This window comes from Pseudomonas sp. o96-267, from assembly GCF_003935465.1.
Taxonomy (GTDB): Bacteria; Pseudomonadota; Gammaproteobacteria; order Pseudomonadales; family Pseudomonadaceae; genus Aquipseudomonas; species Aquipseudomonas sediminis.
Window position 1 is genome coordinate 127,756 of record NZ_RHQP01000009.1, and the last position, 26,726, is coordinate 154,481.

21 protein-coding genes are annotated in these 26,726 nt (G+C 62.9%); 15 read left to right on the top strand and 6 right to left on the bottom strand.

Going from position 1 to position 26,726, the window contains the following annotated elements; translation table 11 throughout:
- The first annotated feature begins 70 nt into the window (after positions 1–70).
- From EGJ86_RS08590 to EGJ86_RS08615, 6 genes are all read left to right on the top strand, one after another.
- On the top strand, positions 71–3,565 hold the full coding sequence (locus EGJ86_RS08590) for a response regulator (protein WP_125834784.1): 3,495 nt from the start codon (positions 71–73) through the stop codon (positions 3,563–3,565).
- Positions 3,565–4,374, top strand: a complete 810-nt coding sequence (locus tag EGJ86_RS08595; RefSeq protein ID WP_017361122.1) for a protein-glutamate O-methyltransferase CheR — start codon at positions 3,565–3,567, stop codon at positions 4,372–4,374. The genes EGJ86_RS08590 and EGJ86_RS08595 overlap by 1 nt, the downstream gene beginning before the upstream one ends.
- Complete coding sequence (locus tag EGJ86_RS08600; protein ID WP_017361123.1) at positions 4,371–4,982, top strand: chemotaxis protein CheB; 612 nt, start codon at positions 4,371–4,373, stop codon at positions 4,980–4,982. The genes EGJ86_RS08595 and EGJ86_RS08600 overlap by 4 nt, the downstream gene beginning before the upstream one ends.
- Entirely contained in the window at positions 4,976–6,163 is a 1,188-nt protein-coding gene (locus EGJ86_RS08605; protein ID WP_125834785.1) for a hybrid sensor histidine kinase/response regulator, read from the top strand. The genes EGJ86_RS08600 and EGJ86_RS08605 overlap by 7 nt, the downstream gene beginning before the upstream one ends.
- A 175-nt stretch (positions 6,164–6,338) precedes the next feature.
- A complete protein-coding gene (locus EGJ86_RS08610) occupies positions 6,339–6,650 on the top strand; it encodes a hypothetical protein (RefSeq protein WP_125834786.1) in 312 nt (103 codons plus the stop codon).
- A gap of 18 nt (positions 6,651–6,668) precedes the next feature.
- A complete protein-coding gene (locus EGJ86_RS08615; protein WP_013713343.1) occupies positions 6,669–6,854 on the top strand; it encodes a PA3371 family protein in 186 nt (61 codons plus the stop codon).
- An 85-nt stretch (positions 6,855–6,939) separates the two neighbouring features.
- Here the strand turns inward: EGJ86_RS08615 and EGJ86_RS08620 are convergent, their stop codons facing one another.
- Together EGJ86_RS08620 and algB are read right to left on the bottom strand one after the other, a co-directional pair.
- A complete protein-coding gene (locus EGJ86_RS08620; protein ID WP_125834787.1) occupies positions 6,940–8,736 on the bottom strand; it encodes an ATP-binding protein in 1,797 nt (598 codons plus the stop codon).
- A gap of 13 nt (positions 8,737–8,749) precedes the next feature.
- On the bottom strand, positions 8,750–10,102 hold the full coding sequence (algB, locus tag EGJ86_RS08625) for a sigma-54-dependent response regulator transcription factor AlgB (RefSeq protein ID WP_125834788.1): 1,353 nt from the start codon (positions 10,100–10,102) through the stop codon (positions 8,750–8,752).
- Positions 10,103–10,312: 210 nt separating this feature from the next.
- Here algB and EGJ86_RS08630 point away from each other — a divergent pair, with 210 nt between their 5' ends.
- From EGJ86_RS08630 to EGJ86_RS08670, 9 genes are all read left to right on the top strand, one after another.
- Positions 10,313–11,143, top strand: coding sequence for a BON domain-containing protein (locus tag EGJ86_RS08630; RefSeq protein WP_106734709.1), 831 nt, complete (start codon positions 10,313–10,315; stop codon positions 11,141–11,143).
- Positions 11,144–11,208: 65 nt separating this feature from the next.
- Entirely contained in the window at positions 11,209–11,643 is a 435-nt protein-coding gene (locus EGJ86_RS08635; protein WP_017676439.1) for a PA2169 family four-helix-bundle protein, read from the top strand.
- An 829-nt stretch (positions 11,644–12,472) separates the two neighbouring features.
- Positions 12,473–13,441 (top strand): PstS family phosphate ABC transporter substrate-binding protein, encoded by a 969-nt coding sequence (locus tag EGJ86_RS08640; protein WP_106734706.1) that lies wholly within the window; start codon positions 12,473–12,475, stop codon positions 13,439–13,441.
- Between the two features lie 178 nt (positions 13,442–13,619).
- Positions 13,620–15,905: an ABC transporter permease subunit gene (locus EGJ86_RS08645; RefSeq protein ID WP_125834789.1), complete on the top strand. Its 2,286-nt coding sequence runs from the start codon at positions 13,620–13,622 to the stop codon at positions 15,903–15,905.
- A 15-nt stretch (positions 15,906–15,920) separates the two neighbouring features.
- On the top strand, positions 15,921–17,597 hold the full coding sequence (gene pstA, locus EGJ86_RS08650; protein ID WP_177432800.1) for a phosphate ABC transporter permease PstA: 1,677 nt from the start codon (positions 15,921–15,923) through the stop codon (positions 17,595–17,597).
- 73 nt (positions 17,598–17,670) lie between these two features.
- Positions 17,671–18,504, top strand: coding sequence for a phosphate ABC transporter ATP-binding protein PstB (pstB, locus tag EGJ86_RS08655; RefSeq protein WP_013713351.1), 834 nt, complete (start codon positions 17,671–17,673; stop codon positions 18,502–18,504).
- Positions 18,505–18,666: 162 nt separating this feature from the next.
- Positions 18,667–19,395 carry a phosphate signaling complex protein PhoU gene (gene phoU, locus EGJ86_RS08660; protein WP_099524911.1) on the top strand — a complete coding sequence of 243 codons (729 nt, stop codon included), beginning with the start codon at positions 18,667–18,669 and terminating at the stop codon, positions 19,393–19,395.
- A 135-nt stretch (positions 19,396–19,530) separates the two neighbouring features.
- Positions 19,531–20,436 (top strand): response regulator, encoded by a 906-nt coding sequence (locus tag EGJ86_RS08665; RefSeq protein ID WP_125834790.1) that lies wholly within the window; start codon positions 19,531–19,533, stop codon positions 20,434–20,436.
- Positions 20,437–20,575: 139 nt separating this feature from the next.
- Complete coding sequence (locus EGJ86_RS08670; RefSeq protein ID WP_125834791.1) at positions 20,576–21,472, top strand: M23 family metallopeptidase; 897 nt, start codon at positions 20,576–20,578, stop codon at positions 21,470–21,472.
- Positions 21,473–21,540: 68 nt separating this feature from the next.
- Here EGJ86_RS08670 and EGJ86_RS08675 read toward each other — a convergent pair whose 3' ends face one another.
- The 4 genes from EGJ86_RS08675 to EGJ86_RS08690 form a co-directional block, all read right to left on the bottom strand.
- Positions 21,541–21,708: a rubredoxin gene (locus tag EGJ86_RS08675; RefSeq protein WP_125834792.1), complete on the bottom strand. Its 168-nt coding sequence runs from the start codon at positions 21,706–21,708 to the stop codon at positions 21,541–21,543.
- Positions 21,709–21,847: 139 nt separating this feature from the next.
- The gene (locus tag EGJ86_RS08680; RefSeq protein WP_125834793.1) at positions 21,848–23,548 is read right to left on the bottom strand and encodes an L-lactate permease; all 1,701 of its coding nucleotides are present in this window, start codon (positions 23,546–23,548) and stop codon (positions 21,848–21,850) included.
- A 252-nt stretch (positions 23,549–23,800) separates the two neighbouring features.
- Positions 23,801–25,978 carry a malate synthase G gene (locus tag EGJ86_RS08685; RefSeq protein WP_125834794.1) on the bottom strand — a complete coding sequence of 726 codons (2,178 nt, stop codon included), beginning with the start codon at positions 25,976–25,978 and terminating at the stop codon, positions 23,801–23,803.
- Between the two features lie 127 nt (positions 25,979–26,105).
- Positions 26,106–26,504 (bottom strand): heme-binding protein, encoded by a 399-nt coding sequence (locus tag EGJ86_RS08690; protein WP_125834795.1) that lies wholly within the window; start codon positions 26,502–26,504, stop codon positions 26,106–26,108.
- Positions 26,505–26,726: the final 222 nt, after the last annotated feature.

Sequence of the window (26,726 nt, forward strand, 5' to 3'; positions counted from 1 at the left end):
CGGTCAGTGTGCCACACGCCTTCCCCCGATAGATAAGAAGAAGCGAGACAATCATCGAATGGACGTCCCAATGTCGAATGAGTCCGCAATGGACGAAAAAGGTTTTCGCCGAATTCTCAATCGTAACGTCGGGCTACCGCTCGGCCTGGGTCTGGTCGGCGCCCTGTTCTTTGCGCTGTTGATCGGTTACCTGCTCAATGTGATTCGCTGGGTCGAGCACACCGACCAGGTGCTGAACCGGGCCAGCGAGGTGTACAAGCTGACCCTGGATCTGGAAACCGGCATGCGCGGGTTCCTGCTCAGTGGCGACGAGGACTACCTCGCCCCCTATGAACAGGCGCGCGGCAAATTTCGTCCGCTGACCGAGCAGCTCATCGACATGGTCGGTGACAACCCGACACAGATGCAGCGGCTGGAGCGCCTGCTGGCATTGCAGGAGCAGTGGGACCTGTTCGCTCAGGAAGTCATCGGCAGTCGTCGCGATGGCGGCAATTTCATGGCCGAGGTGGGACGAGGGCGCGGCAAGAACCTCACCGATGGCATGCGCCGCGAGCTCGACACCTTCATCAACAGCGAGCGAGAGCTGCGTCAGCAACGCAATGCCGATGTCAGCAGCACCACGCTCTGGGGCGCCGGCATCTACCTGGTGGTGAGCATTTTGTTCAGCGCCTTGTTGGCCCTGTTCGGTCGTCGTGAGCTGATGAGTCTCTCGCAGACTTACTCCCAGGCCATGGCCAGACAAGCCGAATACGGCGAGGAGCAACGACGTCGCGCCTGGCTGGGTGGCGGCCAGACCCTGCTGTCGGAGCGCCTGCTCGGTCAGCCTCAGGTGCAGGAACTGGCTGACCGCTCCCTCGAGTTTCTCGCCGAGTATCTCAACTGCGTGGTCGCCGCCCTGTACCTGCGTGATGCCCATACGGGTGATCTGCGACGAGTTGCCGGCTATGGCTTCAGCAAGGACGCCGGCCTCAAGGAGCAGTTCTACAACGGCGAGGGGCTGGTTGGCCAGGCTGCCCGTGGTCGTCGTCTGGTGTGCCTGGATGACTTGCCGGCGGATTACATCAAGGTGGCTTCGAGTCTCGGCGAGGGGCAGCCAGTCAGTGTTGCCCTGGTACCGCTGCAGTCCGAAGACAGGGTCAACGGCGTGATCGAACTGGCCTTCATGCGCAAGCTCGATCCGCGTGAGCGCGAGTTCCTCGAAGCCATCGCCGGTAGCGTCGGTATGGCCCTGGAGGCCGCGCGTTATCGTCAGCGCCTGCAAGAGGTGCTCGGCCAGACCCAGCAGCTCAACGAGGAGTTGCAGACCCAGCAGGAAGAACTGCGTGCCGCCAACGAGGAACTGGAGCAGCAGGCGCGGGTGCTCAAGGAATCCCAGGCCCATCTGGAAACCCAGCAGGCCGAGCTGGAGCAGACCAACGAGAAACTCTCCGAGCAGGCGCAGACCCTGGCTGACCAGCGCGACGAGCTGGACCAGCGCAATACCACGCTCGGCCGCATCCAGACGCAGCTCGAAGAGCGCGCCGAAGAGCTGCAGCGCGCCAGCCGCTACAAGTCCGAATTCCTCGCCAACATGAGCCACGAGCTGCGCACGCCGCTCAACAGCTCGCTGATCCTGGCCAAGCTGCTGGCGGAGAACGGCAAAGGCAATCTCGACGACGAACAGGTCAAGTTCGCCGAATCGATCTACTCGGCCGGCAATGACCTGCTCAACCTGATCAATGACATCCTCGACATCGCCAAGGTCGAGGCCGGCAAGCTCGAGGTGCGCCCTGAACGCACGCCGTTGGCCAGCATGCTTGAGAGCCTGCGCGATGTGTTCGTGCCGCTGGCTGGTGAGCGCGGCCTGAGCTTCCAGATCGAGGAGCAGGGCGAGTTGCCACAGGTGCTGTTCACCGACCGCCAACGCGCCGAGCAGATCCTGCGCAACCTGCTGTCCAATGCCTTCAAGTTCACCGATCGTGGCGGCGTGACCCTCAGCGTGTCGCGTCAGGATGATCATTACCTGGCCTTCGCCGTACGCGACACCGGCATCGGCATCGCGGCGGATCAACAAGAGGCGATTTTCGAGGCCTTCCGCCAGGCCGATGGCACCACCAACCGCCGCTATAGCGGCACCGGTCTGGGGCTTTCCATCTCGCGAGATCTGGCGGGGCTGCTCGGTGGCTCGATCACCGTCAGCAGCGTGCCGGGCGAGGGCAGTACCTTCACCTTGCTGCTGCCCGAGCGGATGGTCGAAGACGCCGTTAAGAGCAAGCCGATGCCGCAGGTCTCGGCACCGCTCCCGGTGCCGGCGGCGGCATCTATTCCCGCTGCTGCTGCGCCAATGCCGCGGACTCCGGCGCCTTTCGCCGATGATCGCGGGCATCTCGACGAGCGCGGTGGTCGTCGCGTGCTGGTGGTGGAGGATGAAGTGCGTTTCGCCCGCATTCTCTTCGATCTGGCGCATGAACTGGGCTACGCCTGCCTGGTCGCCACCTGCGCCGACGAAGGCCTGGAGCTGGCGCGGCAGTACCGCCCCGACGCCATCCTGCTCGACATGCGTCTGCCCGATGGTTCAGGCCTCAGCGTGCTGCAGCGTCTCAAGGACGATGCGCAGACTCGCCATATTCCGGTGCATGTGGTCTCGGTCGAGGACCAGAGCGAGGCTGCCCTGCACCTCGGCGCAGTCGGTTATGCACTCAAGCCCACCAGCCGCGATCAACTCAAGGAAGTCTTCGGCAAGTTGGAGGCCAAGCTCAACCAGCAGGTGAAACGCGTCCTGCTGGTCGAGGACGACCCGTTGCAGCGCGACAGCGTGGCCCGCCTGATCGGCGACGAAGACATCGAGATCACTGCCGTGGCCCTGGCCGGCGAAGCGCTGGAGAAACTGCGCACGACCGTCTTCGACTGCATGATCATCGACCTCAAGCTGCCCGACATGCAGGGCAACGAACTACTGCGACGCATGGCCGAGGAGGACATCTGCTCCTTCCCGCCAGTGATCGTCTACACCGGGCGCAACCTGACCCGCGACGAGGAAGCCGAGCTGCTCAAGTATTCGCGCTCGATCATCATCAAGGGCGCACGCTCGCCGGAGCGGCTGCTGGACGAGGTCACCCTGTTCCTGCACAAGGTCGAGGCCGAGCTGTCCAGCGAGCACCAGAAGATGCTCAAGACCGCGCGCAGCCGTGACAAACTGTTCGAGGGCCGCCGCCTGCTGCTGGTCGATGACGACGTGCGTAACATCTTCGCCCTGTCCAGCGCGCTGGAGCAGAAGGGCGCCTCGGTGGAGGTGGCGCGCAACGGCCATGAGGCATTGGCCAAACTGCGCGAGCACGACGACATTGACCTTGTACTGATGGACGTGATGATGCCGGAGATGGATGGCTACGAGGCCACCCGGCAGATTCGCCTGGAAGAACGCTGGAAAAACCTGCCGATCATTGCGGTGACGGCCAAGGCGATGAAGGATGACCAGGAGCGCTGCCGTCAGGTCGGCGCCAACGATTACCTGGCCAAACCCATCGACCTGGATCGCCTGTTCTCCCTGATCCGCGTGTGGATGCCCAAGCTGGAGCGTCTGTGATGCCTGACGAAATCGAGCTGCGCCTGCTGATCGAGGCGATCTATCTGCGTTACAGCTACGACTTTCGCGATTATTCGAAAGCCTCGCTCAAGCGCCGTGTGCGTCAGGCGCAGGCGCAGCTCGATTGCCCGACCATTTCGGCGCTGCAGGAGCGCATCCTGCACGAGCCGCAGGCGTTCATGCAGCTGTTGCAGTACCTCACCATCCCGGTCAGCGAGATGTTCCGCGACCCCGACTACTTTCTCGCCCTGCGCGAGCAGGTGGTGCCGCTGCTGCACACCTATCCGTCGTTGAAGGTCTGGGTGGCTGGCTGCAGCACGGGTGAGGAGGTGTACTCCCTGGCCATCCTGCTGCACGAGGAAGGCCTGTTGGAGCGCACCATGATCTATGCCACCGACATCAACCCGCACTCACTGGAAAAGGCCGAACAGGGCATCTTCGCCCTCGACAACCTGCGCACCTACACCCAGAACTACCAGCTGTCCGGCGGCAAGCGGGCGTTTTCCGACTATTACTCGGCGGCCTATGACCGCGTGCTGTTCGACAAGTCGTTGCGCGCCAACGTGACCTTCGCCGACCACAGCCTGGCCACCGACAGCGTGTTCGCCGAAACCCACCTGGTGTCGTGCCGCAACGTGCTGATCTATTTCAACCGTGACCTGCAGGACCGTGCCCTCGGTCTGTTCCACGAGTCCCTCTGTCATCGCGGCTTTCTCGGCCTGGGCAGCAAGGAAAGCCTGGATTTCTCCGCCTACGCCCGACACTTCGAAGCCGTGTCGCGCCCCGAGCGGATTTTTCGCAAGCGATGAGCAGCCAGCGGATCAACCTCCGCGGCCAGGTTCGTGCGCCGCTGCAGGCGCTACTGATCGGTGCTTCTGCGGGCGGCGTGGAAGCCTTGCTCAGCCTGCTCGAAGACCTGCCGCCGGACTACCGGCTACCGGTGGTGTGTCTGCTGCATCAGCCGGATCGCAACGACAGCCTGCTTGCCGATCTGCTCGCGCGGCGTCTGAAGCTGCCGACCAAGGAAGCCGAGGACAAGGAATACCTGCGCAGCGGCATGGTTTACGTGGCGCCCGCGGGTTACCACCTGTCCATCGAAACCGAGCGCAGCTTTTCCCTCAGTCGTGAGGAGCCGCGGCATTTCTCCCGGCCCTCGATCGACATCCTCTTCGAGTCTGCTGCCGATGCCTACGGCGAGCACCTGGCTGCTGCGCTGCTGACTGGCGCCAACGAGGATGGCGCTGTCGGCCTGCTGGCTGTTCAGCAGGCCGGTGGGCTGACACTGGTACAGGACCCGGCCGACGCGCTGGTGCCCACCATGCCGAATGCCGCGCTGGCGCTGCTCAAACCGGATTTTCTCCTGCCTATCAATGCCATGCGCCTGCTGCTGGCCGAACTGGATACCCTGCCATGCTGAGGAAGATTGAAGCCAAGGTGCTGATCGTCGACGACCTGCCGGAAAACCTCCTGGCCCTGCGTTCGCTGATCCAGAGCGAGGATCGCACCGTGTTCCAGGCCAGCAGTGCCGATGAGGCGTTGTCGCTACTGCTCGAAAACGAATTCGCCCTGGCCATTCTCGACGTGAAGATGCCGGGCATGAACGGCTTCGAGTTGGCCGAGCTGATGCGTGGCACGGAGAAGACCAAGCACATTCCGATCATCTTCGTCAGCGCGGTCGGGCGCGACATGGACTACGCCTTCCGTGGTTACGAGAGCGGTGCGGTGGATTTCCTGCACAAGCCGTTGTCGCCGTTCGAGGTGCGCAGCAAGGTGTCCATGTTCGTCGAGCTGTACCGCCACCGCAAAGCCCTGAGCATGCAGCTGGAGGTGGTCGAGGCGGCGCGCCGTGAACAGGAGGCGCTACTCGAGGAACTGCGCGAAACGCAGGCGGAGCTGCAGAAGGCGGTGGAGATGCGCGACGTGTTCATGTCCATCGCCTCGCACGAGCTGCGCACGCCGCTCAACGGCCTGATCCTCGATGTGCAACTGCGCCGGCTGCGCCTGGAGCAGGGGCGCATGGATGCCTTCACGCCCGACAAGCTGCAGGAGATGATCACGCGCGATGAGCGGCAGATCCGCAGCCTGAGCCGCCTGATCGACGACATGCTGGATGTTTCGCGCATCCGTACCGGCAAGCTTTCCGTGCGCCCGGAACCGGGTGACCTCGGTGTGTTGGCCGGCAACGTGGTAGAGAGCCTGGCTGCGCAGTTCACCAATACCGGCACGCCAATCAACCTGCACGTGGAGGGGCCGGCCCCGGTGATGATGGACGAGTTCCGCATCGAGCAGGTTCTCGCCAACCTGCTGACCAACGCCTTGCGCTACGGTGGCGGCAACCCGGTATCGGTACGGGTCGCGGCAGAGGGTGAGCAGGTTCGTGCCGAAGTACGCGATCAGGGCCTGGGTATCTCGGAAGAGGATCAGGGGCGCGTATTCGAGCAGTTCGAGCGGGTATCCGGTACCAGCGTCGCCCAAGGGCTTGGACTTGGCCTGTTCATCAGCGAGCAGATCGTCCAGGCCCACGGTGGCCGTATCGAGCTCAGCAGCCGCCTTGGAGAGGGCTCCTGCTTCAGTGTCGTGCTGCCGCGTCGTAGCTGATCGTGCAAATTGCACGTGTCGCAATTCATGCATCTTGCAAAGTGCATGGGGTAGGCAATTTTATAAATTTATAAGTTATTGATTTATAAAGATATTATTGGTGATTTGATGTTGGCATGAGCGCTGCAAAATCAGTCGTGTAAGCCCCCGACTGACCTGCTGATGGAGAAGCGTCATGAACATCGTCCGACTGAGCCTGTTTTGCGTCGCTGCATTGCTGGTCAACGGGGCTTACGCCAAAGATTTCACCGGTTCGGCTGGCGCCACCGCCAAGACGGCTGAGTTCACCATTTCCAACTCGCCCGTCTGGGAGTCCCGTGTCGGTGCCCGGCAGGACGGCTCCGCCGAACTGCTTAGCCAGCCTACCCGCGCGGTCGGCGCCATTGGTGACGACGCCCAGTGGCTGCGTATTTCCGACGATGGCGACACCGATACCGCCAACCGTGAGCCGCGCCCTGCCAACAGCACCCAGCGCTGGGTGTTCTGACCGACAAGGAGTCCTGCCATGTCCAGAAGTGCCATCCTGTTGATGATCATGACCTTGTCGAGCCTGGCCGCATTGTGGCTAAGCCCGGGCCTGGAAGAGGGTGCCGCCCTGCTGCTCAAGGGCGCCAGCGTCGTTTTCGGCCTGGGTTTCCTGGTGGCGCTGATGGCTGGGCGCCGCATCAAGTTCGATCCGGTCCTGCGCTGAGCGTGATGCGGCACCGAAGCAATAAAAAAGCGCCGCGAAGATCGCGGCGTTTTTTATTGCCCGAGTCATCAGTCCAGGTCAGACCTCAGACCGGCAGACTGAAGTAGAAGGTGGAGCCTTCGCCTGGGCGGGAGTGAACGCTGAGCTGGCCGCCGTGCAACTGCACGATCTCCCGCGCCAGCGCCAGACCCAGACCGACGCCACCCTTGCGTCTGCCAACCTGAACGAAGGGCTCGAAGATACGAGCCTGCTGCTCGAAGGGGATGCCTTCGCCGCCATCCTGTACGCTGACGATCACCTGCTCGCCTTGGCGGCGTACCTGTAGCCGCACCTCATCACCCGGGTTGCTGTAGCGCAGGGCATTGTCGATCAAGTTGTCGATCAGTCGCTCCAGTTGTGCAGCGTCGAGGCTCAGGCGCGGCAGCGGTTCGTGAACCTCGCAGACCAATGTCACTTCACGCTCGGCGGTCTTCTCGACAAAGCGCTGCGGCGTCTGCCGGATCATCTCGGCCAGGTCGCAGGGACGGCGCTGCAGGGTCTGCATGCCGTTCTGGTAGCGCGAGAAATTCAGCAGATCGTCGATCAACTGCACCAGGCGATGCATTTCCTCGTCGACGGTGCGCATCAGCTCCTGCTCACGGCCACTCGGCGGCAGCGAGAGGCGCTCGCGTAGCAAGCTGAAGGCCATGTGCATGCCGGTGATCGGCGTGCGCAGCTCGTGCGAGGCGCGCAGGATGAATTCGCTGCGCACACGTTCGAAGGCGCGTTGCTTGGTGACGTCGCGTAGCACCATCACGGCCCCTACGCTGCCACCTTCGCTCACCTGCACCGGTGTCAGCGCCCAGGCCAGCAGGCGGGTTTCACCAGCGCGCTCGATCTGCAGGTCGGCTGGCGGCTCGTGCAGCAGCTCGCCTGCCAACACCTGGCGCAGCGCCTCGTCGACGGCGTGGTCCGGCAGCAGCGGCCCTATCGGTTGACCGAGGATATCGGCCTGCCAGGACAGCTGGCGCAGCGCCACGGGGTTGGCGTGCTCGATACGGCCCTGCTCGTCGAGGATGACCAGGCCATCGTCGATGCTGTCGAGCACGGCTTTCAGGCGGCCTTCGCTGCTGAGCAACTGGTTGAGGTTGCTCGAGTGGTACTCGCGCAGTGCCTCGGTCATCAGGCCGAAGCGACGGCTCAGCACTGCCAGTTCCACCACGGGCGAGACCGGCAGCACCACATCGTATTTGCCCTGGCCGATCTGGTCGGCGGCGCGCACCAGCATGTCGATGGGCGCGCCGAAACGGCGGGCGATGCCATGGGCGGTGAGCACGCCGATCGCCAGCACTGCCAGCCCCGTCAGCACCAGCAGCCCGGCGATCAATCGCGAACGTTCGGCGGCTTTGCGCTCAGCGGCGATCACCCAAGCGACGACCTGGTCCTGCTGTTCCAGCAGATGGTTGCGCAGGTGCTGGAAGGCGTCGGTGAAAGGTTTGTAGTTGGCCAGGTTGTGCGGCGTCTGACCTGCCGGGGTGCCCTCGCTCGCCATTCTTTCCATCTCGTCATAAAGCGCTGATGCCTGTTCCAGTGCACTTGCGTACTCCTGGCCAAGGTTGGCCTGAAAGCCCTCGTCGAAGGCGGCGCGGAATGACTGGCGGATGGCTTCCAGGCGTTGTGCGTCGGGCTGTTGGTCGATCAGCACCATCAGCTCGTCGCCCAAGTGCTGACGCAGCTTCTGACCGATTCGCACGGCATCGAAGCCGCGCTGGATCAGGTCGCTTTGGCTGTGTGACATCTGCGTGACGCTGAACAGGCCGAGCAGCAGGCCCAGCAGGGCCACGGTGATCAGCGCCGAAATGCTGAGAAACAGGCGCGTGTGAAGCTTCATCGACAGCTTCATGGTGGTCCCATGGTTAGAGGTTGTACTGCTTGCGTTTGCGATAGAGGGTCGAGGTATCGATACCCAGTGTCTTGGCCGCCATGTCGAGGGTGCTGCTGCTGGCCAATACCGCAGCGATGTGGGCCTTCTCCAGCTCCTCGAGGCTCATCGGTGCGCCGACCCGCACGGTGCTGGTTGGTGCTTCGTTGCTGCCACCGAGGCCGAGGTGGGCAATCTCCACGGTCTCGCTCTGGCAGATGATGCTGGCACGCTCGATGACGTTGCGCAGTTCGCGGATATTGCCTGGCCAGCGATAGGCCTGCAGAGCCGCTGCCGCTTCGGGGCTGAAGGCGCAGGCCGGACGGCCGTAGTCGCTGACGAAACGGGCGAGAAAGCGTTCGGCCAGGGATATCACGTCTTCGTGGCGTTCGCGCAGTGGCGGCAGCTTGAGGGTGATGACGTTGAGGCGGTAGAGCAGGTCTTCGCGGAAACGCCCCTCACGGACCATTTCGTCGAGATCCAGGTTGGTGGCGGCGACGATGCGTACATCGGCGCGGCGCGTGACCGGGTCGCCGACGCGCTCGTATTCCTTGTCCTGGATGAAGCGCAGCAGCTTGGGTTGCAGCGTCAGCGGGAAGTCGCCGATCTCGTCGAGGAACAGGGTACCGCCATCGGCCTGACTGACGCGGCCCTGGGTGCTTTCGCTGGCACCGGTGAAGGAGCCACGGGCGTGGCCGAACAATTCGCTTTCCATCAGCTCGGCAGTCAGCGACGGGCAGTTGATGGTCACGCAGGTGCGCTTGGCGCGGCGGCTCCAGCCGTGAATGGCGCGGGCCAGCTCGCCCTTACCGGTGCCGGACTCACCGAGGATGAGGATATTGGCATCGGTGGCCGCGACTTGGCGCGCGGTTTCCAGGATCGACATCATCGCCGGGCTGTGTGAATCGAGCCCGTCCTTGACCTTGCGTACCTCGCCCTCCAGTGCTTCCAGGCGCGCGGCCAGGGTACGCACTTCCAGCTGCTTGGCGGCCGCCAGGCGCAGTTGATCGGGGGTGCAGGGTTTGACCAGATAATCGGCGGCGCCGGCCTGGATGGCGTCGACCGCCGTGTCCACGGCCGAGTGGGCAGTGACGATCACCACGCGCATCCACGGCGCCTGGATGCGCATCTGCGCCAGCAGGTCGAGACCGTTGTCCTCGCCCAGGCGCAGGTCGAGGAAGCACAGGTCAAACACCTGTCGATGCAACAACGCTTCGGCTTGCGCTGCGCTGCTGGCCCCGGCGACGTCATAGCCTTCATCTTCAAGGCAGTAGCGGAAGGTACGCAGGATTGCCGCTTCGTCATCCACCAGCAGAATGCGCCCGCTGGTTTGCTCTGCAACTGCCATGTATGTGCTCCGTCTTGCTGGTCGATGCAGCTTAGTCAGGTAAAAACCGTGCAAGTTGCACGGCCTGAATGCGCAGGTACTGCACCCTGCATGCAGGCAGGGTGCCTTTATTGTGTTTAAGTTATTGTTTTACATGAACTTTATGTTCGCTCTTGGCTGGCATGGGGCTTGCGATATTCCTCGTATCGTCTCACGAACAGGAGTGAACTCATGCCCCCGTTCAAACCCTTGATGCTGGCCGCCAGCACTGCTTTGCTGCTCGGCCTGACTCCATTGGCCAGCCAGGCCGCCGAGGGCGCGCTGGCTTCGCAGCTCGAGGCTGCGCGCCAGGAAGGCTCAATCTGGACTGCCTTCGCGCTCAACCGCCATCTCAACCCGTTCAAGCTCAAGATCGACGTGGAGGATGGTGTGGCCACCCTCGGTGGCAAGGTCGAGAACGACGTGCAGAAGGAGCTGGCCGAGCAGGTGGCGCTGAGCATAGAGGGCATCGACTCGGTGAACAATCGCATCGAAGTCGGCAGCGATGCCGTCGAGGGCAACCCGCCGGGGATGGTGCAGCGTCTCGAGGACGCCAGCCTCGCCGCCACGGTCAAGTCCAAGCTGCTGTGGAACAGCAACACCCGCGGCCTGGACATTCAGGTCAAGAGCGAGACCGGCAACATCACCCTGAGTGGTCACGCCCAGACGCCCGCGGCCAAGGAGTTGGCGGGGCAACTGGCAGCCAATACCGATGGTGTGCGCGAGGTGTTCAACCACCTCAGCATCAGCACTGCCGACAGCAGTAGCAGCGAAGTGCAAACCACCCTCGACGAAGCGCGCGAGAACATCAGCGACAGCTGGATCACCAGTAAGGTCAAGGCCAGCTTTCTCTACAGCCGTAACCTGGATGCCATGAACATTTCGGTGAACACCGACGACGGTCTCGTCAGCCTGCGCGGCAGTGTGCTGAGCAGCGCCGAGAAGCGCCTGGCGGTCGAGATCGCCCGCAACATTCGCGGCGTGCGTGGCGTCGATGCAGATGCCCTGCGTATCAACAGTTGAACCAAGCAATCGCGGCCGCTGGAGCGGCCGATAACCCGCAAGTCCCATCGCCAAGGAGAGAATCCATGAGCAGCAAGACCGCACAACTCAATGAACTGATCGAAATCACCCGTGACGGCAAGCGCTTCTATGAGCATGCCCACGAAGAGGTCAAGGACATCCGCCTGCAGGCGCTGTTCCGCGACATGGTGCGTGCCAAGACCGAAGTGATCGACGCCCTGAGCGTCAAGGTTGCGGCCAACCAGAGCGAGCCGGCGTCCGGCGGCACCATGCTGGGCAAGCTGCGTCAGTTCTACGCCGACACCCGCGCGACCCTGGCCAAGGATGAAGATGCCACCTATGTGGCACAACTGGAGGAAGCGGAAGACCGCATCCTGCATGCGTTCGAGGATGCGCTGGAAAGCGCGGACAATGACGTCCGTGTCCTGTTGGCCGTGGAGATGCCCAAGGTGCGGGCTTGCCACGACCGTATGCGCGCGCTGAAGCAGAATATGCAGTAATCACTGCGACGTTGTTACGAGCCCCTGCACGCACTGCGTGTGGGGGCTTTTTATTGGGGATGGGCAGGCCAGGGCGGCAAGTTTGTGTGTTCTTTTAGCGCTATTTATATCCGGGCAAGGATCATTGGCGTGTCGATCTTTCGTCTTGGTTTCGCCCCTTACGGGCGAGTCACTTTCTCTTGCTTGCCCAAGAGAAAGTAACCAAAGAGAAGGGCACCCCACCATCCGGCCCCGGCTGCGCCGGGGTTCCCTCGTTCCATCACCACTCCAGGGGCACGCTGCGAAGGGCCATCCCTGGCCCATCGCAGCTCTCGCGACATCCATGTCGCTCAACCCCTTACGCGGCGATTCCACTCGGCCTCCTGAAGGGGACTTGGGCGTCGTCTGTACCATCGCAGTTGAAGAGCAAAAGCCAAACGCTACCGACTTTGATCTTCCGGAGATTTCGCAAGCTCGCGGTCCGGTCCCCTTCAGGAGGCCGAACTTAGGTGTTGCGTAGGGGGACGAGCGGCATGGATGCGGCGAGAGGCTTAAAGGGCCATGGACGGCCCTTGTAAGCCGGCCCCCGGAGCGGCGCCCGTAAGGGGCGCAACCCAAACGCTCAGTGGACTCGGTAATGGATAGTGCTAAGCCAGTAAGCGATACGCACACAAATACGCCAGTCCAGTATCCCCCGCACTTCCCCCCCAACCCACGCGAAGCGCTTTATCGGTCACACCCGAAACTCGTCGACGTTCATTTAACTGTCACATTCGTTTCATAGAGTGGTCACGTGGCCTGCAGATACTTGGGCCCGTTCCATCCAACACTATCCTGCTAGGAGCAAGGCATGAAACTGAAGCGTTTGATGGCGGCCCTGACTTTCGCCGCCGCTGGCGTAAGCGCCGTATCTGCTGTAGCCGCCGTCGACCCGGCTCTGCCGAACTACGAAAAGACTTCCGGTGTGTCGGGCAACCTGTCCAGCGTCGGTTCCGATTCGCTGGCCAACCTGATGACCCTGTGGGCAGAAGAGTTCAAGAAGAACTACCCCAACGTGAACATCCAGATCCAGGCCGCTGGTTCCTCCACTGCGCCACCCGCGCTGACCGAAGGCACCGCCAACATGGGCCCGATGAGCCGTCCGATGAAGGACAGCGAAATCCAGGCGTTCGAAGAGAAGTACGGCTACAAGCCGACCGCCGTTCCGGTAGCGATCGACGCCCTGGCGGTGTTCGTGCACAAGGACAACCCGATCAAGTCGCTGTCGATCGAGCAGGTTGACGCGATCTTCTCCAGCACCCGCCTGTGCGGTAACGACAAGGACATCAAGACCTGGGGTGATCTCGGTCTGACCGGCGAGTGGGCAAACAAGCCGCTGCAGCTGTTCGGTCGTAACTCGGTATCCGGCACCTACGGATACTTCAAGGAAGAAGCCCTGTGCAAAGGCGACTTCAAATCCAACGTCAACGAGCAGCCGGGTTCGGCTTCTGTGGTGCAGTCGATCTCCAGCACCCTGAACGCCATTGGCTACTCGGGTATTGGCTACCGTACCTCCAGCGTTCGCGCCGTACCGCTGTCCAAGAAGGGCGGTGAAGCCTTCGAAGCCTCGGAAGAAAACGCCCTGGCTGGCAAGTTCCCGCTGGCCCGCTTCTTCTACGTCTACGTGAACAAGGCACCGAACCAGCCGCTGAGCCCGCTGGATGCCGAGTTCATCAAGCTGGTGCTGTCCAAGCAGGGCCAAGACGTCGTGATGAAAGACGGTTACATCCCGCTGCCGTCCAAGGTAGCCGAAAAAGCGATGAAGGAACTGGGCCTGTAAGGCTTCCAGTGTGATGGCCTGGCTCTGGTAGCCAGGCCATTCGACGAACCCGCCACCTTATGGGTGGCGGGCTTCGTCATGTCAGCAGGCTGTAATCTTTCTGTCACACAAGCTCGCTAAATTGACAAGCCTGGGCAGCCGTATGCGCTGCAATCAAGCTCGCGCAGAGACTTCTCGCATGAATGACTTGGCAAACGAATCCATGAACCGTTCGCAGAATCCGCTAGGGATCGACTTCAATACGCCTGCCCTGCAACGCAAGCGCCGTATGCGCGCGTTGAAGGATCGTATGGCGCGTTGGTATGTCTCCATCGGTGGTTTGGCGGTTCTGGGCGCCATCACCCTGATCTTCTTCTATCTCGCCCACGTTGTGCTGCCCATGTTCCAGGGCGCTGAACTGCCCTCTCGCCAGGCTCAGCAACCGGCCTGGCTGGCTGAGGCGCAAGCGCCATTGATGCTGGCCATCGAGGAACAGAACCAGGTGGCCATGCGCCTGGACGCTTCCGGTGCCGTGCAGTTCTTCGAACTCAAGACCGGCGAAGCCCTGCAGCGTCTGCAGTTGCCGTTGCCGCAGGGTGTTTCGGTTGCGTCCGTCAGCCAGGATCAGCCAGGCACGCGCCGCGTGGTACTGGGCCTGTCCAACGGCCAGGCGCTGATCATTCAGCACAACTACAAGATCAGCTACCCGGACAACGTGCGCACGATCGCACCACAGATCGAGTACCCCTACGGTGAGGCAGCTATCGAAGTCGATCCGCAAGGCCGACCACTCGAGCACATCGCCATCAACCTCAACAGCGGTACGCTGATGCTGGCCGGCTCCACCGGCAATGAGCTGCACCTGATCAGCCTGAGCCGTGAAGAGAACCTGTTCACCGGCGAGGTGAGCGTCAGCGAGGAGCGCATCAACCTGCCGCAGATCGGTGAGCCGATCAGCCAGCTGATTCTCGACCCGCGTCAGATGTGGTTGTACGTATTCAACGGCAGCTCCAGTGCCGACGTTTTCGACCTGCGCAAGCGCAGCCTCAATGGTCGTTACGAGCTGCTCAAGGATGCTTCCAACAGTGTGACTAGCGCCACCAGCCTGCTCGGCGGTATCTCGATCATGATCGGTGACGCCAAGGGCGGCATCCAGCAGTGGTTCATGGTGCGTGACAAGGACGGCAAGTCCACTTTCCAGTCGATCCGCAGCTTCCAACTGGGCAGCAGCGCGATCACCCAGATTCTGCCCGAGGAGCGCCGCAAGGGTTTCATGGCGCTGGATGCCGACGGCCGCCTGGGCATTTTCCACAGCACCGCGCACCGCACCCTGCTCAAGCAGCAGGTCGCCGAAGGCGGCGCCATCGCTGCCCTGTCGCCGCGTGCCAGTCGTGTGCTGGTGGAGTCGGATGGCAAGCTGCAGCGTTTCCTGGTCGACAACCCGCACCCGGAAATCTCCTGGAGTTCGCTGTGGGGCAAGGTCTGGTACGAAAGCTATCCGGAGCCTGACTATGTCTGGCAGTCGACCTCGGCCAACACCGATTTCGAGGCCAAGCTGAGCCTCTCGCCGCTGGCCTTCGGTACGCTCAAGGCGGCCTTCTACGCCATGTTGCTGGCTGCTCCGTTGGCCATCGCGGCAGCGATTTACACCGCCTACTTCATGGCGCCGCGCATGCGCACCAAGGTCAAGCCGGTGATCGAGCTGATGGAAGCGCTGCCGACGGTGATTCTCGGCTTCTTTGCCGGTCTGTTCCTCGCGCCGTTTCTGGAGAACCACTTACCCGGCATCTTCAGCCTGCTGCTGCTGACGCCGGTGGGCATCCTGCTGTTCGGCTTCCTCTGGACCAAGCTGCCTGAGTCCATCCGCCATCGCGTTCCCGAGGGCTGGGAAGCGGCGCTGCTGATCCCGGTCGTGATTGCCGTGGGCTGGTTCTCCATCGGCATCAGTGGTCATCTGGAAAACTGGCTGTTCGGCGGCAATATGCGCCTGTGGCTGTCCAACGACCTGGGCATTCCCTTCGACCAGCGCAACGCCCTGGTGGTGGGCCTGGCGATGGGCTTCGCGGTGATCCCGAACATCTACTCCATCGCCGAAGACGCCGTGTTCAGTGTGCCCAAGAGCCTGACTTTCGGCTCCCTGGCCCTCGGTGCGACACCCTGGCAGACCCTGACCCGCGTGGTGATTCTCACCGCCAGCCCGGGCATCTTCTCGGCGTTGATGATCGGCATGGGCCGCGCGGTGGGCGAGACCATGATCGTACTGATGGCCACCGGCAACACGCCGATCATGGACATGAATATCTTCGAAGGCATGCGCACCCTGGCGGCCAACGTCGCGGTGGAAATGCCCGAGTCTGAGGTTGGCGGCACTCACTACCGTGTGTTGTTCCTGGCCGCCATGGTGCTGCTGTTGTTCACCTTCGTCATGAACACCCTGGCCGAGCTGATCCGTCAGCGTCTGCGCACCAAGTATTCGTCGCTCTAAGGTTTTGGAAGGTATATGTCCGTGAAACAGAACAACCTGAAATCCTGGTACAAGAGCGGCGCTCCGGGCGTGTGGATGAGCGGTGGCGCGGTTGCCATCGCCATCATCATGACCCTTGGTCTGCTGGCGGTGATCGCCTCTCGTGGCCTGGGCCACTTCTGGCCGGCCGACATCCTCGAAGCAGACTACCAGGTGCCTGGTCAGGAAGCGCGGGTGATGCTGGGTGAGGTGGTGCAGGTCGAGGAAGTGCCGCGCGCTCGTCTTGCGGCCGCAGGCCTGCCGGTCGCCGAAGAGGGCGGCGAATTCATGACCCGCGAGCTGATGAAAGTGGGTAACCGCGAGCTGTTCGGCGCCGACTTCACCTGGGTGGTCGGCGAGTGGCTGAGCAACCCGCGCAAGCCAGCGGGCATTACGGTGCTGGAGCGTCGCGAATGGGGCAACTTCTACGGCAACCTAGTCAACGTCAAGGAAAGCGGTCAGGTAATCGCCGAGGGTGATGCGGCCTGGGCTGCGTTGCAAGAGCGTCTGGATCGCGTCGATGATCTGCATGCGCAACTGGTGCGCCTGGAGAAGAAAGACATCGGCCGCATCAACCACAGCCTTGAGCGGATCCGTCTGGAAGGCCGCAAACTGCAGTTGCAGGGCAAGCTGGATGACGTCGCGCAAGCCGACATGGACGCTCGCCGCGATGCGCTGAATGCCGAGTACAAGGTGCTCGAAGAGCGCATGGTGGCGCTGACCCAGCAGATCAACCGTGACAGTGTGACCCTGAGCGCCAGCGATGGTCGTCAGACTGAAATCGAACTGGGCAAGATTGTCCGCGCCTTCCGTCCGAACGCCATGGGTACTGTCGACAAGCTCGGCTTCTACGCCATGAAGCTGTGGGAATTCGTCAGCGACGAGCCGCGTGAGGCCAACACTGAAGGCGGTATCTTCCCGGCCATCTTCGGCACCGTGCTGATGGTCATGCTGATGGCGGTGATCGTTACCCCGTTCGGCGTGATCGCTGCGGTGTACCTGCGTGAATACGCGCACCAGGGCGCACTGACCCGCGTCATCCGCATCGCGGTGAACAACCTGGCTGGCGTACCTTCGATCGTCTACGGCGTATTCGGCCTGGGCTTCTTCGTCTACGTGCTGGGCGGCTCGATCGACCAACTGTTCTTCCCTGAGTCCGCACCGGCGCCGACCTTCGGCACGCCGGGCCTGATGTGGGCCTCATTGACCTTGGCGATCCTTACCCTGCCGGTGGTCATCGTTGCCACCGAGGAAGGCCTGGCGCGGATTCCGCGTGCAGTGCGCGAAGGCTCGCTGGCGCTTGGTGCGACCAAGGCCGAGACGCTTTGGAAGGTGGTCATCCCGATGGCCAGCCCGGCGATGATGACCGGCCTGATCCTGGCCGTGGCACGTGCCGCTGGTGAGGTGGCGCCGCTGATGCTGGTGGGTGTGGTGAAACTGGCACCGACCCTGCCGCTCAACGGCAACTACCCGTACCTGCACCTGGATCAGAAGATCATGCACCTGGGCTTCCACATCTACGACGTCGGCTTCCAGAGCCCCAACGTCGAGGCTGCGCGTCCGCTGGTTTACGCCACGGCGTTGCTGCTGGTGATCGTCATCGCCCTGCTCAACCTGACCGCGGTCTATATCCGTAACCACCTGCGCGAGAAGTACAAGGCGCTGGATCACTAACGCAGCTACGAGTCGCGCGCCACCGGCGCGCAGCTTGCAGCTTGCAGCTTGTAGCTACGAACGGAGTGAGTTTATGCAACACGAAACCCATACCCACGGTATCGATCTGGCCGCACTCGGCCGCGACAAGCAGAGCCTGAGCCTGGCCAACGAGACCACGGCCATCGCCGTACCTGGCCTGAACCTGTACTACGGCCAGAAGCAGGCGCTATTCGACGTCAAGATGGATATCCCCAAGCAGCGTGTGACCGCCTTCATCGGCCCGTCCGGCTGCGGCAAGTCGACCCTGCTGCGTACCTTCAACCGCATGAACGACCTGGTCGACGGTTGCCGTGTGGAAGGTGAGATCAACATCGATGGGCGCAACATCTACCGCAAGGGCGAGGACGTGGCCGAGCTGCGCCGCCGCGTCGGCATGGTGTTCCAGAAGCCCAACCCCTTTCCCAAGAGCATCTACGAAAATGTGGTGTATGGCCTGCGTATCCAGGGCATCAACAGCAAGCGTGTGCTCGACGAGGCCGTGGAGTGGGCGCTGAAGAGCGCGGCGCTGTGGGATGAGGTCAAGGACCGTCTGCACGACTCGGCGCTGGGTTTGTCCGGTGGTCAGCAGCAGCGCCTGGTCATCGCTCGGACCGTGGCCGTGCAGCCGGAAGTGCTGCTGCTCGACGAGCCCTGCTCGGCACTCGACCCGATCTCCACGCTGAAGGTCGAAGAGCTGATCTACGAGCTCAAGAGCAAGTACACCATCGTCATCGTTACCCACAACATGCAGCAGGCGGCGCGCGTTTCCGACTACACCGCGTTCATGTACATGGGCAAGCTGATCGAGTTCGGTGATACCGATACGCTGTTCACCAACCCGGCCAAGAAGCAGACGGAAGACTACATCACCGGTCGCTATGGCTAAGGCCATGGCAAATACTCCCTGGCTTTGTCGGGCGCCGTACTGTCAGCGCGCGCCCTTCGCACCAGAGAGCATTTTCCAAGGGCCTTAGTGCTGAAACTCAACGTGTAGGGTGCGCCATGCGCACCATGGTCACCCAAGCTGGCAGCTTTCGCGGAGCGAAACATGATCAACAAAGACAACCTTACCCAGCACATCTCCCAGCAGTTCAACGCCGAGCTGGAAGAGGTGCGCAGCCACCTGCTGGCCATGGGCGGCCTGGTGGAAAAGCAGGTCAACGATGCCGTCACCGCGCTGATCGAGGCCGACTCCGGCCTGGCCCAGCAGGTGCGCGAGATCGACGACCAGATCAACCAGATGGAGCGCAACATCGACGAAGAATGCGTGCGTATTCTCGCCCGTCGCCAGCCGGCGGCCTCCGACCTGCGCTTGATCATCAGCATCTCCAAGTCGGTGATCGACCTCGAGCGCATCGGCGACGAGTCGACCAAGATCGCCAAGCGCGCCATCCAGCTGTGCGAGGAGGGCGAGTCGCCGCGTGGCTATGTCGAGGTTCGTCATATTGGTGATCAGGTGCGCCGGATGGTGCAGGAGGCACTGGACGCCTTCGCCCGCTTCGATGCCGACCTGGCCCTGTCGGTGGCGCAGTACGACAAGACCGTCGACCGCGAGTACAAGACCGCGCTGCGCGAACTGGTCACCTACATGATGGAAGACCCGCGTTCGATCTCCCGCGTGCTCAACGTGATCTGGGCGTTGCGCTCGCTGGAACGTATCGGCGATCACGCGCGCAACATCGCCGAACTGGTGATCTACCTGGTGCGTGGTACCGATGTGCGCCACATCGGTCTGACGCGCATGCGTGAAGAGGTCGAGGGCAAGTCCAGGGACTGACGCCTGCTTCGTGCTGACGGCCCGGGAAATCCCGGGCCGTTTCGTTTGCGCGATTTATTGCACGTCCGACGTTTTCCGTTGGCCTTAGGCCACTGGCCATGACTATGCTTACTGCCATTCGTACAGGAGTGGCCGATGAGCAAAGTCAGTGTGCTGGTGGTGGATGACGCGACCTTTATCCGTGATCTGGTCAAGAAAGGGCTGCGCGATAATTTCCCCGGCGTACAGATCGAGGAAGCGATCAATGGCCGCAAGGCCCAGCAGATGTTGAGCCGTCAGGTGGTCGACCTGATCCTCTGTGACTGGGAAATGCCGGAGATGTCCGGCCTCGAGCTACTGACCTGGTGCCGCGAGCAGGACAACCTGAAAACCACGCCCTTCATCATGGTCACCAGTCGTGGTGACAAGGAGAACGTGGTGCAGGCGATCCAGGCTGGTGTTTCCGACTACATCGGCAAGCCCTTCTCCAACGAACAGCTGGTCACCAAGGTGAAGAAGGCGCTGAGCCGCGCCGGCAAGTTGCAGAGCCTGGCCGCCAGCGCACCGCCGAAGATGCTCAGCAGCGGCAGCTTCGCCAATGACTCGCTGGCCGCGCTCACCGGCGGCAAGGCCGAGGTGGTCAAGCCCAGTGCTCCGGTGCCGGCTGCGGGCCAGGCTGAGCCGAGCGCAGCACCAGCGCCGGCAGCCCCGAGCAAGTCGCCAGCCGGTCGTGGCCAGGGTCAGCTGCGTTTGCCGGCGGGTAGCATGGCTTGTGTGATCAAGGCGCTGAGCCTCAAGGAGGCACTGCTGGTGGTCAAACGCACCGAACAACTGCCGCAGGTGCTGGAGAGTGCAGTGCTCGACCTGGAGCAGGGCGAAGCAGCGGAAACCGCTCGGCTCAATGGCTACCTGCATGCGGTGGTGGCGTTCGAACCCAAGCCCGACAGCGAATGGCTGCAACTGACGTTCCGATTCGTCGACCGTGACCCGCAGAAACTCGATTACCTGTCGCGGCTGATCGCCCGCGGCACTGCGCAGAAGCATTTCAGCCCCGGCGCGTAGCCACATGCAATCCGCGGCGCTGTGCCGACCAATGGCGGTGAGCCGGTTCACAGCCTGACGGTCGGTGTCTCGCGCGCTCCGTGCTGCGCTGCTAGTCTTGCTAACCCGGATATCAAAAAGCCATAAGATCCGAGCCGTTATGCTAGGGCGTCTAATTATTCTCTGCAGTCTGCTGGTCTGTTGCAGCCAGGCCGCTGCGCTGACCATCTACAAGTACGTCGACAAGAACGGCGTAGTCACCTATAGCGATCAGGCTGCGCCTGGCGCACAGGTGTTCGTGTTCAACGATCGCATGGTCGAGCGCCTGGACAACCAGGTGAAACTGGAAACCAAGAAGCACGAAGCCGGTGAAACCCTGCTGATTCGCAATGACCTGTATGCCCCGGTGGAAATCGAACTGAAGCTGGAGCAGGTACAGAACGCCATCGGCGCGCCGGACAAACCGATTCGCTGGGTGTTGCCACCGCGCAGCAATATCCGCCTCGCTACCCTCACCGCGCAGGATGCATCGAAGCCGCTGCGCTACACACCCAGGTTGCGCTACGCCCTCGGCGACCCGCGACTGCAGCCGAGCATCCATCGCTATCCGCTGCCTTGGCGTGGCGGTCCGTTCCGTCAGACCCAGGGCGCCAACGGCACCTACAGCCACTTCACGGCCAAGGGCCGCTATGCGGTGGATATCGCCATGCCTGAAGGCACGCCCATCGTCGCTGCACGCGCTGGCATGGTGGTGAAGACCGAGAACCAGCAGAGCGGCCGAGGCAACAACCCTGCCGGCAACTTCGTGCGCATCCTGCATGACGACGGCACCATGGGAGTCTACCTGCACCTGATGAAGGGATCGGTCAGCGTGCGCGAGGGCCAGCGCGTGGAAACCGGCAGCCTGCTGGCGCGCTCGGGCAACACCGGCAACAGCACCGGCCCGCACCTGCACTTCGTCGTGCAGCGCAACGTCGGCCTGGCGGTCGAGTCCATTCCCTTCAACTTCCGTCAGCCGGTCAACAGCCTGCCGAATTTCGCCGTCGGCGGCGAATAGTCTGACGGCAGAATATCAAGCAAAAAACGGCGACCCGAGGGTCGCCGTTTTGTGAAAACCAGGCGTGATCAGCCGATTTCGATCATCTCGAAATCCATCTTGCCGACGCCGCAGTCAGGGCAGAGCCAGTCTCCCGGCACGTCTTCCCAGCGGGTGCCGGGAGCGATGCCGTCATCCGGCCAGCCCTGGCTCTCGTCGTAAATCAGTCCACAGACCACGCATTGCCACTTTTTCATAAAAACCTCAGGCCAATCTCACGGTGTTGCGCGACGCAAGCTACCGCAATTGCACTGACGCGCCAAGCGGGCTGGCGGCAATCGCCGCCAGCCAGGGACCAACCAAAGTCGGGCCGCGCAGTGCACGGCCCGTCATCGGTCAGCGAGCGGTCATCAGCGGATCGGTTAGTGCCATGCCATACATCGCCACCACCGCGACCAGGCCAGCTGCGGCGAGGTAGTAGAGCGTCGGCAGGATGGTCTTGCGCAGGGTGATACCTTCGCGTCCGAGCAGACCAACGGTAGCCGAGGCCGCCACCACGTTGTGAATGGCGATCATGTTGCCCGCCGCCGCACCGACCGACTGCACAGCGACCATCATCGCCCCGGACACGCCGATCAGCTCGGCAGCATTGAGCTGGAACTGCGACAGCATCAGGTTGGACACGGTGTTGGAGCCGGCGATGAAGGCGCCCAGTGCGCCGACCGCTGGGGCGAAGAACGGATACACGCCGCCGACGCTGTCGGCCACCAATTGCGCCATGGCCACCGGCATCGACACCAGGTCGCTGCCGTTGACGCCCGAGTTGATCAAGATACGCACCATGGGAATGGTGAAGATCAACACGAAACCGGCACCGAGCAGGGTCTTGCTCGACTCGCTTACAGCCGCCTTGAGCTCGGAGAAGCGCATGCGATGCAGGAAGAAGGTCACCAGCACCACCATGCACAGGATGCCGCCCGGTAGAAACAGCGGCTCGATGGTGCCGGATACGCCGGTCTCACCGAGGATGTCCTTCCAGCCGAAGGTAACGCTCATCAGTGCCGCTTTCACCTCGGGGAAGGTGCGCGAGATCACCAGGAACACCGCCAGCAGCAGGTAGGGCGCCCACGCCATGGGCACCGAAATCGGCGCCTTGCCGGCCACCTCTTCCAGTTTCATTTCGATCTTGCCCATCCAGTCGGACGGCCAGTCCCTGGCATCGGCGAAGTCCCAGGTGTCCTTGGGCAGCAGAAAGCCGGCCTTGGCGGCCGGCACCACGATGGCCAGGCCGACCAGGGCGCCGATCATCGAGGGGAATTCCGGGCCGAGGAATACGCCAGCCGCCATGTACGGCAGGGAGAAGGCGAAGGCGGTGAAGATGGCGAACGGCGCGACGGCCAGGCCTTCCTTCCAGCTCTGATTCTTGCCGAAGAAGCGGGTCATGATCATCACCATGATCAGCGGCATCAGCAGACCGATAAGGCCGTGGGTGATGGCTACCCGCGAGTAGATCAGGTGGAAGAAGGCTTCCCAGCTGCTGCCGGTGGCAACCAGTTGCTCGGTGATGCCGGTTCTGTCCAGGCCCGAACCGACACCCACCAGGATTGGCGTACCCACTGCGCCGAAGGATACCGGCGTCGATTGCACCATCATGCCCAGCACCACCGCGGCCAGAGCCGGGAAGCCCAGGGCGACCAGCAACGGCGCGGCCACGGCAGCCGGGGTGCCGAAACCGGAGGCGCCCTCGATGAAGCAGCCGAACAGCCAGGCGACGATCAGCGCCTGCACGCGCCGATCAGGACTGATGTTGGAGAAGCCCCGGCGAATTGCCGCGATACCTCCCGAGTGCTTGAGGGTGTTCAGCAGAAGGATCGCGCCGAAGATGATCCACAGGATCGCGGCCGTGAGTATCAGCCCCTGCAGGCTGGAGGCGATGACCCGGTTGAGGGACATGTCCCAGGCCAGCAGGCCGATCAGGGCGGTGAGGACGAACACCAGCGGCATCGCGTACTTGGCCGGCCAGCGAAAGCCGATCAGCAGTACACCCGCTAGCACCAGCGGCACGAAGGCCAGGATGGACAGCAGCGTTTGACTCATGGGTTGGTTCCTTCTTTTTCTTGTGAACCACAGTTTTCCGGGGATACCCGGCGCCACGCATCTGGAAGGGCCGGGCACCACGGCACCGGCCTTTCCGCGAGCCGCGACGGCAGGGATCACCCATCGTCGCGCTCATGCTCGAAAGCCCCGACGGTCAGAAACCGTCAGGGCTTGTTACTGCTCAGTGGGAGGGGCTTTAGCCGCGAGCTTTTTGTAGTTGGTTTGTCGCGGCTAAAGCCCCTCCCACATTACTTAGGCCTCCTGCTTGAAGCGCAGCCGCCAGGCATGCAGCAGCGGCTCGGTGTAACCGGACGGCTGCTCGCGGCCCTTGAACACCAGGTCACTGGCGGCGCGGAAGGCGTGGGATTGTTCGAAGCTCGGCGCTATCGGGCGGTAGGCCGGGTCGCCGGCATTCTGCCCGTCGACTACCTGTGCCATGCGCTGCAGCGTCTCGCGCACCTGGGCCTCGTTGACCACGCCGTGGTGCAGCCAGTTGGCGATGTGCTGGGCGGAGATACGCAGGGTGGCGCGGTCTTCCATCAGACCGACGTTGTGGATATCCGGCACCTTGGAGCAGCCGACGCCCTGCTCGACCCAGCGCACCACGTAACCGAGGATGCCCTGGCAGTTGTTGTCCAGCTCCTGCTGGATATCGCTGGCACTCCACGGCCGCTCTGCGCTGACCGGCACGCTGAGCAGATCGTTGAGCAGGCTGTCGCGCTGGCTGGCCAGGTCGATCAGTTCCAGCTCGCTCTGCACCGCCTGCACGTCGATCTGGTGATAGTGCAGGGCATGCAGCACGGCGGCGGTTGGCGACGGTACCCAGGCGGTATTGGCGCCGGCTTTGGGGTGGCCGATCTTCTGTTCGAGCATGGCTGCCATCAGGTCCGGCATGGCCCACATGCCCTTGCCGATCTGCGCCTTGCCGCGCAGCCCGCAGGCCAGGCCGACCAGCACGTTGTTGCGCTCGTAGGCCTGGATCCAGGCGCTGGATTTCATGTCGCCCTTGCGCAGCATCGCGCCAGCTTCCATAGCGGTGTGCATCTCGTCGCCAGTACGGTCGAGGAAGCCGGTGTTGATGAAGGCCACGCGCGCGCTGGCGGCCTCGATGCAGGCCTTGAGGTTGACGCTGGTACGCCGTTCCTCGTCCATGATGCCCATCTTCAGCGCGTTCGCGGGCATGCCCAGCAGCTGTTCGACACGACCGAACAGCTCGTTGGCGAAGGCCACTTCGAACGGCCCGTGCATCTTCGGTTTGACGATATACACGCTGCCGGTGCGCGAGTTGCCACGGCGCTGCAGGTCATGCAGGGCGATCAGGCTGGTGACCACGGCATCGAGGATACCCTCGGGAATTTCAAAGCCTTCACCGTCGAGAATCGCCGGGTTGCTCATCAGGTGGCCGACGTTGCGGATGAACAGCAATGAACGACCGTGCAGGGTCAGTTCACTGCCATCGGCGGCGGTGTAGACGCGATCCGCATTGAGCCGGCGGGTGATGCGCTTGCCACCCTTGTCCAGCTCCTCGGCCAGGTCACCCTTCATCAGGCCCAGCCAGTTGCGGTAGACCACCACCTTGTCGGCGGCGTCGACTGCAGCCACGGAGTCCTCGCAGTCCATGATGGTCGACAGCGCCGCTTCCATCAGCACGTCCTTCACCCCGGCGGCGTCGGTGCGGCCGATGGGGCTACCCGCGTCGATCTGGATCTCGAAGTGCAGGCCGTTGTTCTTCAGCAGCACGGCGCTCGGCGTGGCAGCCTCGCCCTGGAAACCGACGAACTTCTCTGGTTGCGCCAGGGAGGTCTGTGCTCCGCCGCTCAGGGTCACCTGTAGCTGGCCGGCGACCACGGCATAGGCACTGGCATCGGCGTGCGAGCCCTTGGCCAGCGGCGCGGCCTGGTCGAGGAAGGCGCGAGCGAAGGCGATCACCTTGGCGCCGCGTACTTCGTTATAGCCGGGACCTTTGCTGGCGCCGCCTTCTTCGCTGATCGCGTCGGTGCCATACAGGGCGTCGTACAGCGAGCCCCAGCGGGCGTTGGCGGCGTTCAGCGCGTAACGTGCATTCATCACCGGCACCACCAACTGCGGGCCGGCCTGGGTGGCGATCTCGCTGTCGACGTTGGCAGTGGTCGCCTTGACCTGCTTCGGCTGCGGCAGCAAATAGCCGATGGAGCCGAGGAAGGTGCGGTAGGCATTCATGTCACGGATCGGGCCGGGGTTGGTGCGATGCCAGGCATCCAGCTCGGTCTGCAGACGATCGCGCTCGGCCAGCAGGGCGCGGTTGCGCGGCGCCAGGTCGTGCACCAGCGCGTCGAAACCGCTCCAGAAAGCCGCCGCCTCGATACCGCTGCCAGGCAGCACTTCGCTTTCGATGAATTGCTTGAGCTCGGCGGCTACTTGCAGGCGCTGACATTGCACGCGTTCGGTCATGTTGCTGTTCTCCTGTCTAATCGCTTGCTAGAGGGGCCAGTCGTTGTCTGTTGGAACCCTCTTCCGTCACTTCGTGACACCTTCTCCCAGAGGGAGAAGGTCATCAGTTGGCGGCTGCGCCGCATGTTTAAAGGGCCGCAATACCTGCTTTGGCCACCTGCGCATCCTGCTCGGCCTTGACCCCGGACACGCCCACGGCGCCGACCACCTGGCCGTCCACCAGCACCGGCACGCCACCCTCCAATGAAGTAATCAGCGGTGCGCTGAGGAAGGCACTGCGGCCGCCGTTGACCATGTCTTCGTAGCCCTTGGTTTCGCGGCGGCCGATGGCGGCGCTGCGCGCCTTCTCGGTGGCGATGTAGGCGCCGATCGGCGCGCAGCCGTCGAGGCGCTCCAAGGCCAGTGGATGACCGCCGTCGTCGACCACGGCGATGGCCACGGCCCAGCCCTGTTGCTGCGCTTCGCTGCGGGCTGCCTGGAGGATCTGGCTGACTTCGCTTTGGCTGAGTGCGGCTTTATGTTGCATGGCATACCTCGTGTTCGTGACTTCGTGATCAGTTGTAGGGTGGATGTCGCTTTTCACATCCACCGCTCTGGTGGTCAGGGCCACGCCCTGACCGAGCTGCGTGCTAATCCGTAGGAGCGGGGGGGGGGGGGGGGGGCCGGGGGGGCGGGACAACAGCGCGCGCCGCCGCGGCTGCGACAACGGGGGACGGCAAGACGGGGTGGGGGGCGCGGGGGGGGGGGG